This window comes from Halomonas sp. KAO (genome assembly GCF_015595025.1).
Taxonomy (GTDB): domain Bacteria; phylum Pseudomonadota; class Gammaproteobacteria; order Pseudomonadales; family Halomonadaceae; genus Halomonas.
Window position 1 is genome coordinate 820,413 of record NZ_JADNRL010000019.1, and the last position, 12,771, is coordinate 833,183.

Here is a 12,771-nt window from a genome sequence, read left to right on the forward strand (position 1 = left end):
CACGGTCTTGTAAAGATATAGACGGGAGTTGATCAGCATGTCAAGATTTCTTCAGAAGCGCCGTTCACACCGCCATGGCGTGCCACAGACAGGTGATGCTTGACGACCCTCAAGGCTACCGTGCGTGAGCTTATCCGCCAGCACTACTCGGTACTGACCCAGTCCGAGCGCAAGCTGGCCAATACCCTGCTGGAGAACTACCCGGCGGCGGGGCTCGCCTCGATTACCAGCGTCGCCGGCAACGCAGGGGTCTCCTCGCCGACCGTGGCGCGAATGGTCAAGAAGCTTGGTTTCAAGGGCTATCCTCAGTTTCATCAGGCGCTGCTCGAGGAGCTGGAGGCCCGCGGGGTGGGCCCGACCCAGCGGCGCAACAGCTGGCTCACCGAGGCGCCCGAGACGCACCTGTTGAACCGCTTCACCCATGCGGTTCGCCATAACCTTGAGCAGACCTTCGCCCAGATAGAGCTGGAGCAGTTCGATCGGGCGGTTCACCGAATGGCCGATGCCGAGCATCAGCTCTATATCGTCGGTGGACGCATCACTCATGCCCTGGCCGACTACGCCTTCACCCATCTGCAGGCGGTTCGCCCTCGAGTCACTCATCTGAGCGACTCCTCGGGTACCTGGCCCCATTACGTGCTCGACATGCAGCCCGGGGATACCCTGCTGATCTTCGATATCCGCCGTTACGAGACCAACCTGCTGCGCCTGGCCGAGCTGGTCGGCCAGCGTGGCGTGGCCATCGTGCTGTGTACCGACCAGTGGGGATCACCGATCTCGAGTGTGGCCGATGTGACCTTCAACTGCTGGGTGGAGATTCCTTCCGGGTGGGACTCCAGCGTCTCCACCCTGCTGCTGCTCGAGGCGATGATCGCCGCGGTCCAGGAGCAGCGATGGCCGGAGGTCCGTGATCGCTACGAGCGACTGGACGAGCTGTTCGACAAGACGCACTTCTTTCGCAAGTGAACGCTTCTGGTCGATCCAGAAGCTGCCGAAGATCTCGCATGCTTATCTACTTGCCGATACAGAAGCCGTCGAAGCTCTCGCATGCTTATCTACTTGCCGATACAGAAGCTACCGAAAATCTCGCCGAGCAGATCATCGGCGCTGAACTCACCGGTGATCTGGCCCAGCGCCTGCTGGGCATCACGCAGGTCCTCGGCGAGCAGCTCGCCGGCGCCGTGGCCGGTGAGCTGGGCTTCTCCGTTCTCCAGTGCCTCCTCGGCACGGTCCAGGGCATCGAGGTGGCGCCGACGGGCCGAGAAGCGTCCCTCCGCCGTGGCGTTGAAGCCCATCACCTCCTTGAGATGCGCCTTCAGGTTATCCACACCCTCCGTGGTCTTCGCCGAGAGCTTCACGATGGGAGTGGGTGTGGACAAGTCGAGCCCCGGGCGCTCTTCGCTGGCGTCGATCTTGTTGCGTACCAGGGTCAGCCGAGAAGGATCGGGTAGCCGGGCCACGAACTCCGGCCAGATGGCCATCGGGTCGGTAGCGTCGGTGGCCGCGGCATCGACCAGCAGCAGCACCCGGTCGGCCTTCTCGATCTCCGCCCAGGCGCGAGCCACACCGATCCGCTCCACGGCGTCCGGCGTGTCGCGCAGGCCGGCGGTGTCGATCACATGCAGCGGCATGCCGTCGATATGGATATGCTCGCGCAGCACGTCCCGAGTGGTGCCGGCTATATCGGTGACGATGGCCGTCTCCTGCTCGGTCAGGGCATTGAGCAGGCTCGACTTGCCGGCATTGGGCCGGCCGGCGATCACCACGTTCATGCCCTCACGCATCAGTGCGCCCTGGCCGGCGGCGGCACGCACCATGGCCAGCTCCGCCTTTACCTCGGCGAGCATCGCCGCCACCCGGCCGTCACCCAGGAAGTCGATCTCCTCTTCGGGGAAGTCGATGGCCGCCTCCACATAGATGCGCAGCTCGATCAGACGCTCCACCAGGCCCTCGACACGCCTGGAGAAGTCCCCCTGCAGGGAGCGCAAGGCATTTTCCGCCGCGGCCTGGGAGCTGGCATCGATCAGGTCGGCGATCGCCTCGGCCTGGGCGAGGTCGAGCTTGTCGTTGAGGAAGGCGCGCTCGGAGAACTCCCCCGGACGGGCGGGGCGGGCCCCCAGCTCGAGGCAGCGGCCGAGCAGCAGATCCATGATCACCGGACCACCATGCCCCTGCAGCTCGAGGACATCCTCCCCGGTGAAGGAGTGTGGCCCGGGGAAGAAGAGCGCGATGCCTTCATCGATCACGCCGCCGCCGCCTCGAAAGGGTCCATAGTGCGCGTGACGAGGTGCGGGGGAGTGGCCCACCACCGCCTTGGCGATCATTGCACAGAGCGGGCCTGAGACCCGGATGATGCCGACGCCGCCGCGTCCCGGCGGCGTGGCCAGTGCGGCGATGGTGTCCTGGTCGTGAAGCGGGGCCATGGGGGTCTCCTATGCGTGATGCAGGCATTGTCGTTGCGCCTTCCCTGAAACGCCAGACCCCCGCATGAGGCGGGGGTCCGGGGAGTGGCTCGGGAATGAGCGGTTACTTGGTCTTCATGCCCTTGCCGACGCTTGGGTCGTTCTCGATCTTGCGAGTGATCACGTACTGCTGGGCGATGGAGATGATGTTGTTCACCACCCAGTAGATAACCAGACCGGCCGGGAACCACAGGAAGAAGAAGGCGAAGACGATGGGCAGCATGCGCATGATCTTCGCCTGCATGGGGTCCGGCGGCGTCGGGTTGAGCATCTGCTGCACGAACATGGAGGCACCCATCAGGATCGGCAGGATAAACAGCGGATCCTTCACCGAGAGATCCTGAATCCAGAACATGAAGGGCGCGTGACGCAGTTCCACGGACTCCAGCAGCATCCAGTAGAGTGCGATGAATACCGGCATCTGCACCAGAATCGGCAGACAGCCACCCAGAGGATTGATCTTCTCCTTCTGGTAGAACTTCATCATCTCCTGGGACATCTTCTGGCGGTCGTCGCCATACTGTTCCTTGAGGCGCTGCATCTCCGGGCCCAGTTTGCGCATGCGGGCCATGGACTTGTAAGCCTTGGCGGAGAGCGGCCACAGGGCGGTCTTGACCAGGATGGTCAACAGCACGATGGACCAGCCCCAGTTGCCGATGACGTCATGAATCTTGTCGAGCAACCAGAACAGCGGGTTGGCGATAAACCACAGCCAGCCGAAATCGACGGTCAGCTTGAGGTTGGGTGCCACCGCTTCCATGTAGTCCTGCACCTTGGGGCCCACATAGAGGGTGGCGCCGAGGCGTGTTTCGCCATTGGCCGCCAGTTCCGTCACCGGGCCGGCGAAGGCGGCCACATTACGACCGCGGGAGTCGGTGGTGGCGTAGAAGAGGTTCTGTTGGTTCTGCGGCGGGGCCCAGGCGCTGACGAAGTAGTGCTGGATGATCGCTACCCAGCCGCCCTCGGCTTCGCGGTTCTCGAACTTGCCCTCCTGGATCTCCTCGAAGTCGACCTTCAGGTAACGATCCTCAGGCGTGGAGTAGGCCGCGCCCAGATAGGAGCGCATGCCCATCTTGGGGCCACTGGAGGGGTCGCTGCTGTTGTCGCGGGCCAGCTGGCCGATGAAGCGAGCGGAGACAGGAGACTCGGTGTGGTTGGCCAGGAAGTATTCGACATCCACCGCATAGCTGTTGCGCTCGAAGGTGAATCGCTTGATGACCTCGATGCCGTTGACCTCACCATTGAGGTCCACCTCGAGGCGGCTGTCTCCTTCGGCCAGGCGATACTCGGTCTGCTCGGGAGCGTAGGCGATGCGCCCAGACTGGCCATCCAGCTGAAGCCCGGAACGTGCCACATAGCTGCGCGTCTCGCCATCGGAGAGCATCACATAGGAGCGGTCCGAGTCGAGGGTCAACTTATGCTGAGGCAGCGCCGCATAGACGATGTCACCGCCCTGGGGATCGATACGCAGGTCCAGCACATCGGTCATCACGGCAACCAGGTCCCGGCTGGACGCTGTCGCGTTCTCGCCAGGCATCGCCTCCGTCATGCGATCGCCACCGTTCGCCGTGGGGGCTGCCAGGCCTTCCTCGGCACTTTCGGCCTGGGAGCCGGTGCTTTGGGGCTGGCTGCTGGCGAAGGAGGGAGCCTGCGGCTCAGCGGCCATCTGGCCGTAGTCCTGATTCCACTGAACGACGATCAGATAGGCGAGCACCGCCAGTGGAATCAGCAATAGGAGTCGTTTTACGTCCATGAGGGTTCTGCCCAGTGGGTAGTGAACTTGCCAGGGGCGGAAGGCGATTCAGCCGCCCGAGATAGACAAAAGCCTGCCAAGGGCAGGCTGTATTCCGAACACGGACTTTCTAGGGTAGCCCCGGCAGCGTCAAGTCCTGCCTCGAGAAGGGGTGCGCTCATGATCCTGCGGGCTCCGATCCGATGAGAGTGGCTCGATGCTCGGTGATGGCTGTGTTGCGAACGATTTCTTGGCGTCGCGGGTCAGCCTTCGCCACATTCCGAACAGCTGCCGGTGCAGGGTCTCATTGTCCAGTTCGCCGACTCCGCGACGTGACAGTATCACGATGTCGACGGCAGGTAGCCGATGTTGCTGGAACCGGATCGATTCGCGCACCAGCCGCTTGACACGATTGCGGTCCACGGCGCGGCGCATGCTCTTCTTGCTGATCACAAGGCCGATACGGGGGTGTCCCAGATCGTTGGGCGAGGCGAGTGCCATCAGCCCTTTACCATGTACCTTAAAGGCAGCGTTATCGAAGACCTGACGGTAATCCCCTGCCGTCAGCAGGCGCAGACGGCGGGGAAACGTTTGGCAGGGCACGCAGGGTCCGTGATCAGGCGCTCAGGCGCTTGCGACCCTTGGCGCGACGACGCGCCAGTACGGCACGACCGTTCTTGGTGGCCATCCGGGCACGGAAACCATGCATGCGCTTGCGCTTCAGGACACTGGGCTGAAAGGTGCGTTTCATAACTCGTTATTCCCACGTGGTTTTCAGGACGATTCGTCGTTTTCGAGGCGTCTGGATTCCCGCTGGGAACCCGGACGTATTCGGCTCAAGACCGGAAATTGTAGTGTTTTCCCCCGAGCGGTGCAATTTTTCCGTGTGCTAATTGCACTCTTCGTCAAGGCAGGCGTGGTGGGCGATCGTGCTGGGTGGTGTGGGATCTCGGCAGCCAAGGGGGATTCAAGTACGTAGCGGGCTTGCGCGGCATCAATAACAATAATGTTTATATCTTGTAATGCCTTGTTATTAATACTGGGGAAGCTGTTTGTGGATAACTGGTTTTATATCAATTATGACAATTAGTTGGGCTGCAATAAAATATGTGGATAATGGCGGGAAAAACGGTGCCCTCCTCGCGGAGATCCTGTGGATGAAAATGGGTCTTCTCCACAGCGCTGGGTTGCCCACAGCTCAATCCAGAAGGCGTCATCACACCATACGCCTGTTTTCCACAGGGTGTGTCAAGGTGCCTCGGGGTGTGGATAACCGAGTGTTGTGGCGATACAATGCCCGGCCGTTTTACGACAAGGTGGTGACGTCGCGTGTCGCTGGCTCTCTGGCAACAGTGTCTGGATACCCTGCAGGATGAGTTGAGCTCGCAGCAGTTCAACACCTGGATTCGCCCGCTTCAGGTAGAGGAGGGCGAAGGGGGAGAGCTGTGCCTGTTGGCCCCCAATCGCTTCGTGCGTGACTGGGTCAGCGACAAGTTTGCCAAGCGGATCACCGAACTGCTGCGCGAGCTCTCCCCGGCGCGGCCGCCCAAGGTGGTCCTGAGCGTGGGAAGCCGGCGTGCCACGCCTCGGCCACAACCGCGGGAGCTCGGCACGCCCGTGTCGGCGACGCCGCGGCAGCCGGCAGCTCCGGCGGTCCATACGCGACCCCGGGGTGAGGTGGCCGACGAGGCCGAGATTCAGACATCCCGAGACGACGCGCCGTCGGCCCGACGACCAGGAGGGGAGCGTCAGGTCCAGGTGGAGGGGAGTCTCAAGCACACCAGTGGCCTCAATCCCAACTTCACCTTCGAGACCTTTGTCGAGGGCAAGTCGAACCAGCTGGCTCGGGCCGCCTCGCGCCAGGTATCGGAGAATCCCGGTGGGGCCTATAACCCGCTGTTTCTCTATGGGGGCGTGGGCCTGGGCAAGACCCACCTGATGCATGCCGTAGGCAATGCCCTGGCGGGCCGGCGCGAGAATGCGCGGGTCGTCTATCTGCATTCCGAGCGCTTCGTGGCCGATATGGTCAAGGCACTGCAGCTCAACGCCATCAACGATTTCAAGCGTTTCTACCGTAGCGTCGACGCCCTGCTGATCGATGACATCCAGTTCTTCGCCGGCAAGGAGCGCTCCCAGGAGGAGTTCTTCCATACCTTCAACGCCCTGCTCGAGGGCGGGCAGCAGATGATCCTGACCTCCGATCGTTATCCCAAGGAGATCAGCGGTGTGGAAGAGCGCCTCAAGTCCCGCTTCGGCTGGGGGCTGACGGTCGCGATCGAGCCCCCGGAGCTCGAGACGCGTGTCGCCATCCTGATGAAGAAGGCCGATCAGGCCAGGGTCGACCTGCCGCACGACGCCGCCTTCTTTATCGCCCAGAAGATCCGTTCCAACGTGCGTGAGCTGGAGGGGGCACTCAAGAAGGTAATCGCCGACTCCCACTTCATGGGCAAGCCGATCACCCAGGACTTTATCCGCGAATCGCTGAAGGACCTGCTGGCCCTCCAGGACAAGCAGGTGGGGGTCGACAATATCCAGCGCACCGTGGCCGAGTACTACAAGATCAAGCTCGCCGACCTGCTCTCCAAGCGCCGCTCTCGCTCGGTGGCACGCCCTCGACAGGTGGCCATGGCCCTGGCCAAGGAGCTGACCAATCATAGCCTGCCGGAGATCGGTGATGCCTTCGGAGGGCGTGATCACACCACGGTGCTGCACGCCTGTCGCAAGGTGAAGCAACTTCAGGAGGAGAGCTCCGATATCCGTGAGGACTACAAGAACCTCATGCGTCTGCTGACCAGCTGATCGCTTCGCCCTCCGAGATACTGCCGGCTTGTGGTTTAATGGTCGTCATGCCATCTGGCCGGGCCCCTGCCGGCTGCAACCCCTTCAGGACAAGACGTGGAGCCGACATGAAATTTTCCATCTCCCGCGAAGCGCTGCTGCGACCGTTGACGCTGGTGGCAGGCGTGGTCGAACGCCGCCAGACCCTGCCGGTACTTTCCAATGTGTTGATTCAGGTAGGGCAGGAGGAGGTCGCTCTGACCGGCACCGACCTGGAGGTAGAGCTGATCGGTCGCACCGTGGCAACCCGGGTGGATGAGCCTGGTGGCGTTACCGTGCCAGCCCGAAAGCTGATGGATATCTGCAAGTCGCTCCCCGACCAGGCCGAGATCCAGCTCTCCCTCGAGGATGGGCGCGCCGTATTGCGTAGTGGTCGATCGCGCTTCACCCTCTCTACCTTGCCGGTCGCCGAGTTCCCGAGCATCGAGGACAGTCAGGGCAGCACCGAGTTGAGCCTGCCGCGGGGAATGCTCAAGCACCTGATCGACGCTACCTCCTTCGCCATGGCACAGCAGGATGTGCGCTACTACCTCAATGGCATGCTCCTCGAGATGCGTGACAACCTGATCCGCGCGGTGGCTACCGACGGCCACCGCCTGGCGGTCTGTTCGCGTCCGGCGGAGCTTCATGTGGAGTCGCCTCAGAAGTTGATCGTGCCGCGCAAGGGGATCCTGGAGCTGGTGCGCCTGCTCGATGATGGTGAGGATCCGGTCAGCCTGACCCTGGGAGCCAGCCATATTCGGGCCCACACGGGAGACTTCACCTTCACCTCCAAGCTGGTTGACGGCAAGTTCCCCGACTATGAGCGAGTGGTTCCCCGCGGTGGGGACAAGGTGTTCATCGCCGAGCGTGCCGAGATGCGGCAGGTGCTGTCACGCACCGCGATTCTCTCCAACGAGAAGTATCGAGGAGTGCGACTTCACCTCGAGGAGGGCAATCTCAAGGTGATGGCCAATAATCCCGAGCAGGAAGAGGCCGAGGAGAACATCGCGATCGAATACAGCGGCGACTCTCTCGAGATCGGCTTCAATGTCGGCTATCTGGTCGATGTGCTCAATGCCATCGACGACGAGCGCATCCAGATGACGCTGGCAGACTCCAATAGCAGTGCGCTGATGGAGGAGCCGGGTGGTGGGGACGCTCTCTACGTCGTCATGCCGATGCGCCTGTGACCCACCCAGGGCGGCCCGACCGGGCCGCCATGTTCTCCCCTTATGTCTATGCCCCTTGATCATCTCGTCTTCCATGGCCTGAGAAATCTTCAACCTGTTGATTTCAAACCGAATTGCCAAGTCAATCTGATTTCTGGCGAGAATGGGAGTGGCAAGACTAGCCTGCTGGAAGGTATCCATGTTCTGGGTATGGGGCGCTCGTTCCGTACCCGTAACATGCGTCATGTCATTGCCCATGGCGGTGATGAACTGATGGTCCATGGCCGTATCGCCGGCTCCCCCCCTGTGCCATTCGGCGTCAGGCGCCGTCGCAATGAGGACGAACTTGAGGTTCGCCTTGCAGGGGAGCGTGTCAGTCGGCTCTCGCGACTGGTGGAGACCCTTCCCCTGCAGCTGATCAATCCCGATGCCTTCCAGCTTCTGGAGGGCTCTCCGGCTGGCCGGCGAGAGTTCCTCGACTGGGGAGTGTTTCACGTGAAACATGACTTCCTGGAGGCCTGGCAACGCGCTCGGCGGGCGCTGAAACATCGGAACGCCCTGCTCAGGCATGGTAGAATGGACCCCGACTCTCTGGCGGCCTGGGAGCTGGAGCTGGTGCACTGGAGCGAGCGGATCGATGAGATGCGCACCGCCTGGATCACGGCCTTCCTCCCGGTCTTCGAGGAAACCCTGAACGGGCTGTTGCCGCTGAAGGATCTTCAGTTGCGCTACTCGCGCGGCTGGGATCGACGCAAGTCGCTGGGCGAACTGTTGCGACAGGGCCGCGATGTCGATCGGCAGATGGGGTTTACCCAGCAGGGGCCTCAGCGAGCCGACCTGGCGATCCGCCTGGGAAAGCGGCCCGCGGTGGAGGTCCTGTCCAGGGGCCAGCAGAAACTGGTTGTCAGTGCCCTGAAGCTGGCTCAGGGGCGATTGCTGGAAGCCAGTACGGGACGCCGCTGCGTCTACCTGATTGACGACCTTCCAGCGGAACTGGACGACACGCATCGGCGACTGTTCTGCCGCTGGCTGGAAAACATGCGCTGCCAGGTGTTCATCACCACCATCGATCACGATGCCCTGGCGGATCTGTGGCAGGCCGAGACCCCGGTCGAGATGTTTCACGTGAAACGCTCGGCGTCCGGGAACGGTACGTTGCTGCCACTGGAGTGACAGATTTCATGACGGAGCAGTCAATGAGCGAACAGGCCTACGACTCATCGAGTATCAAGGTTCTCAAGGGGCTCGATGCCGTACGCAAGCGTCCCGGCATGTATATCGGCGATACCGATGATGGCACCGGGCTCCACCATATGGTGTTCGAGCTGGTGGACAACTCCATCGACGAGGCGCTGGCCGGATACTGCAGCGAGATTCGTGTCGTTATTCATCCCGATGAGTCGGTGACGGTGAGCGATAATGGCCGCGGCATTCCGACGGATATTCACGAGGAGGAGGGAGTATCCGCCGCCGAAGTGATCATGACGGTACTGCATGCCGGCGGCAAGTTCGATGACAACTCCTACAAGGTTTCCGGTGGTCTGCATGGCGTCGGCATCTCGGTGGTCAATGCGCTGTCCGAGGAGCTTCGCCTAACGGTGTGGCGTGCCGGTAACGTGCACGAGCAGCTCTATCGTCACGGTGTGCCCCAGGCGCCACTGTCGGTGGTGGGGAAGACGGAAAACTCCGGTACGCGCGTGCACTTCCGTCCCTCGTCGGAGACCTTCGGCAATATCGAGTTTCACTTCGACATCCTGGCCAAGCGCTTGCGCGAACTCTCCTTCCTCAACTCCGGGGTGGCCATTCGCCTGATCGATGAGCGCTCCGGCAAGGAGGAGTTGTTCCACTATGAAGGCGGCCTCAAGGCCTTTGTCGATCACCTCAACACCAACAAGACAGTCCTCAACCCTGTCTTCCACTTCAATATCGACCGCGAGGACGGTATCGGGGTAGAGGTGGCGATGCAGTGGAGCGACTCCTTCAACGAGAACATCTTCTGCTATACCAACAACATTCCGCAACGGGATGGTGGCGCCCATCTGGCAGGCTTCCGCGCGGCACTGACGCGTACCCTCAACGGGTATATCGAGTCGGAGGGGCTGCTCAAGAAGTCGAAGATCAGTACCGCCGGTGATGATGCGAGGGAAGGGCTGACGGCGATCATCTCGGTGAAGGTGCCGGACCCCAAGTTCTCCTCCCAGACCAAGGACAAGCTGGTCTCCTCGGAGGTCAAGACGGCGGTAGAGCAGGAGATGGCGCGTCTGCTTGGCGAGTATCTGATCGAGAAGCCCAACGAAGCCAAGGCGATCGTCAACAAGATGCTCGATGCCGCGCGTGCCCGTGAAGCGGCACGCAAGGCGCGGGACATGACGCGGCGCAAGGGGGCCCTGGATATCGCCGGCCTGCCAGGCAAGCTGGCCGACTGCCAGGAGAAGGACCCGAGTCTGTCGGAGCTGTTTCTGGTAGAGGGTGACTCCGCCGGTGGCAGTGCGAAGCAGGGGCGTGACCGCCGTACCCAGGCCATCCTGCCGCTCAAGGGCAAGATCCTCAACGTCGAGAAGGCGCGCTTCGACAAGATGCTATCGTCGGCAGAGGTCGGCACCCTGATCACCGCGCTGGGCTGTGGTATCGGGCGTGAGGAGTTCAACCCCGACAAGCTGCGCTATCACTCGATCATCATCATGACCGATGCCGACGTGGATGGCTCGCATATCCGCACCCTGCTGCTGACCTTCTTCTTCCGGCAGATGTCGCAGCTGATCGAGCGGGGGCATGTGTTTATTGCCCAGCCACCGCTCTACAAGGTGAAGCGTGGCAAGCAGGAGCTCTACCTGAAGGATGAGCAGGCGATGACCGACTACCTGACCACCACGGCTCTGGATGGCGCTCGCCTCTATGTCAATGCCGATGCGCCAGGGATCAGCGGGGCCCAGCTCGAGGCACTTGTCGACCAGTATCGTGATGTCATGCGTCGCATCGAGCGTCTGTCGAGGGTCTATCCCGAAGAGGTGCTGCGCAAGATCGTGCATGCCGCGGAACTCGACGGCGAGGTGAGTCTGCGCGACCGGGTCACCATGCAGAACTGGATCGAGGGTCTGCAGGCCGAGATGGATGCGCAGCTCGCCTATGAAGGTGGACCGCGCTACAGCTTCCGGCTCGAGGATGACAGTGAGCGAGGCCTCTACCTTCCGGCGGTGACGATCGCCGCCCATGGCGTGGCGACCGATTATGTGTGGGGCATCGACTTCTTTACCAGCGCCGACTATCGCGCCATGACGAGCCTCGGCGAGACCCTGAACGGGCTTCTGGAGGAGGGCGCCTATGTGGCGCGCGGGGAGCGCAAGCGCTCCGTGTCGAGCTTCTACGCTGCCCTCGAGTGGCTGATGAATGAAGCCCAGCGTGGCCTCTCCATCCAGCGCTACAAGGGGCTGGGGGAGATGAACCCCGAGCAGCTCTGGGAGACCACCATGAATCCCGAGACACGGCGTATGCTGCGCGTCTCCATCGAGGATGCCGTGGGCGCCGACATGATGTTCAATACCCTGATGGGCGATGAGGTGGAGCCGCGCCGGGACTTCATCGAGCGCTTCGCCCTGGTGGCCAATCTCGATGTCTGATCACATGTTTCATGTGAAACACCGCCAATCGCCTTGATGCCCGTCATCAGGCGACTGTAAGAGGCCCGTCATCGCTATCGATGACGGGCCTCTTCATCACTGTACCTCAAGGCGTGGGGAGGCTGAGCCGGGCCCTTGTGCCTCACGCCTTATTTCCATCCTCGCTCTCACTCCCACGTCCACTGTCACCCCCATCTCCTAGAAGCCAGCCGACGAAGTCGGCCAGGCTGTCGAAGATCAGCGTATCGTTACCCGGAGCGGCCAGCTCGGTGTGTTGCTCAAGGGTGCGCTGACCCTTGCCAGTGCGAACCAGAACGGGGCGACAGCCCATGGGGGCTCCGGCCTGCAGGTCGCGCAGGCTGTCTCCCACCATCCAGCTGCCTGCCAGGCCACGCAGCTGCAGGGCATCGCGAATCTGCTCCAGTAGCCCGGGCAGCGGCTTGCGGCAGCAGCAGTGGTCATCGGGACCGTGAGGGCACCAGGCGATATGGGCAATCTCGCCACCGGCCTCGGTTACCCGGCGGCAAAGTTCCTCATGCATCTCTGCCAGGGTTTCCTCGGTGTAGTAACCACGAGAAATGCCCGACTGGTTGGTCGCCACGGCTACCGTCCAACCGGCCTGGCTCAGGCGTGCTATGGCTGCGATGGCGCTGGGGTAGGGAATCCACTCCGCCAGAGATTTCACATAGTCATCAGAGTCCTGGTTGATCACGCCATCTCGGTCGAGGATCACCAGGCGATCACTGGTATGCACGGCACCGTTTCCTTTTCGCTGGGTTGGTTGGCACGCAGTGTTTCACGTGAAACATGGCCTGCCAAGGAGCAAGGAGCAAGGAGCAAGGAGCAAGGAGCAAGGAGCAAGGAGCAAGGAGCAAGGGCGTGGGGGTGATTGGCTATTGTTTGGCGTTGCGTGGCTGGAACGGCGATGTTCCACGTGAAACATCACCATGAATGGCAGCCCATGTTCCATG

10 protein-coding genes are annotated in these 12,771 nt (G+C 61.9%); 5 read left to right on the forward strand and 5 right to left on the reverse strand.

Translation table 11 applies throughout. The annotated features are described in order from the left end of the window. Positions 1 to 99: 99 nt before the first annotated feature. Entirely contained in the window at positions 100 to 966 is an 867-nt protein-coding gene (locus IOC61_RS10090; RefSeq protein ID WP_195688690.1) for a MurR/RpiR family transcriptional regulator, read from the forward strand. A gap of 89 nt (positions 967 to 1,055) precedes the next feature. On the opposite strand, the gene mnmE is transcribed toward IOC61_RS10090, so the two are convergent. The 4 genes from mnmE to rpmH all read right to left on the reverse strand — a co-directional run bounded on the left by mnmE (position 1,056) and on the right by rpmH (position 4,945). Then, complete coding sequence (gene mnmE, locus IOC61_RS10095) at positions 1,056 to 2,423, reverse strand: tRNA uridine-5-carboxymethylaminomethyl(34) synthesis GTPase MnmE (RefSeq protein WP_195688691.1); 1,368 nt, start codon at positions 2,421 to 2,423, stop codon at positions 1,056 to 1,058. 103 nt (positions 2,424 to 2,526) lie between these two features. Next, a complete protein-coding gene (gene yidC / locus IOC61_RS10100) occupies positions 2,527 to 4,215 on the reverse strand; it encodes a membrane protein insertase YidC (RefSeq protein WP_195688692.1) in 1,689 nt (562 codons plus the stop codon). Positions 4,216 to 4,344: 129 nt separating this feature from the next. After that, on the reverse strand, positions 4,345 to 4,797 hold the full coding sequence (gene rnpA / locus IOC61_RS10105; RefSeq protein WP_195688693.1) for a ribonuclease P protein component: 453 nt from the start codon (positions 4,795 to 4,797) through the stop codon (positions 4,345 to 4,347). Between the two features lie 13 nt (positions 4,798 to 4,810). Beyond that, positions 4,811 to 4,945, reverse strand: coding sequence for a 50S ribosomal protein L34 (gene rpmH, locus IOC61_RS10110; RefSeq protein WP_027960517.1), 135 nt, complete (start codon positions 4,943 to 4,945; stop codon positions 4,811 to 4,813). A 578-nt stretch (positions 4,946 to 5,523) separates the two neighbouring features. Between rpmH and dnaA the strand changes: the two genes are divergently transcribed. The 4 genes from dnaA (at position 5,524) to gyrB (ending at position 11,800) form a co-directional block, all read left to right on the forward strand. Continuing rightward, the gene (gene dnaA, locus IOC61_RS10115) at positions 5,524 to 6,993 is read left to right on the forward strand and encodes a chromosomal replication initiator protein DnaA (protein ID WP_195688694.1); all 1,470 of its coding nucleotides are present in this window, start codon (positions 5,524 to 5,526) and stop codon (positions 6,991 to 6,993) included. Positions 6,994 to 7,100: 107 nt separating this feature from the next. After that, complete coding sequence (gene dnaN, locus IOC61_RS10120) at positions 7,101 to 8,204, forward strand: DNA polymerase III subunit beta (RefSeq protein WP_195688695.1); 1,104 nt, start codon at positions 7,101 to 7,103, stop codon at positions 8,202 to 8,204. A 48-nt stretch (positions 8,205 to 8,252) separates the two neighbouring features. Next, positions 8,253 to 9,356 (forward strand): DNA replication/repair protein RecF, encoded by a 1,104-nt coding sequence (gene recF / locus IOC61_RS10125; RefSeq protein WP_195688877.1) that lies wholly within the window; start codon positions 8,253 to 8,255, stop codon positions 9,354 to 9,356. 23 nt (positions 9,357 to 9,379) lie between these two features. Then, on the forward strand, positions 9,380 to 11,800 hold the full coding sequence (gyrB, locus tag IOC61_RS10130) for a DNA topoisomerase (ATP-hydrolyzing) subunit B (RefSeq protein ID WP_195688878.1): 2,421 nt from the start codon (positions 9,380 to 9,382) through the stop codon (positions 11,798 to 11,800). 142 nt (positions 11,801 to 11,942) lie between these two features. Here the strand turns inward: gyrB and gmhB are convergent, their stop codons facing one another. Then, entirely contained in the window at positions 11,943 to 12,554 is a 612-nt protein-coding gene (gmhB, locus tag IOC61_RS10135) for a D-glycero-beta-D-manno-heptose 1,7-bisphosphate 7-phosphatase (RefSeq protein ID WP_195688696.1), read from the reverse strand. Positions 12,555 to 12,771 lie beyond the last annotated feature (217 nt).

Excerpts from the sequence above, each read along its gene's own strand:
- mnmE (WP_195688691.1), bottom strand. The coding sequence starts at position 2,423 with ATGGCCCCGCTTCACGACCAGGACACCATCGCCGCACTGGCCACGCCG.
- yidC (WP_195688692.1), bottom strand. The coding sequence starts at position 4,215 with ATGGACGTAAAACGACTCCTATTGCTGATTCCACTGGCGGTGCTCGCC.
- rpmH (WP_027960517.1), bottom strand. The coding sequence starts at position 4,945 with ATGAAACGCACCTTTCAGCCCAGTGTCCTGAAGCGCAAGCGCATGCAT.
- dnaN (WP_195688695.1), top strand. The coding sequence starts at position 7,101 with ATGAAATTTTCCATCTCCCGCGAAGCGCTGCTGCGACCGTTGACGCTG.
- recF (WP_195688877.1), top strand. The coding sequence starts at position 8,253 with ATGCCCCTTGATCATCTCGTCTTCCATGGCCTGAGAAATCTTCAACCT.
- gyrB (WP_195688878.1), top strand. The coding sequence starts at position 9,380 with ATGAGCGAACAGGCCTACGACTCATCGAGTATCAAGGTTCTCAAGGGG.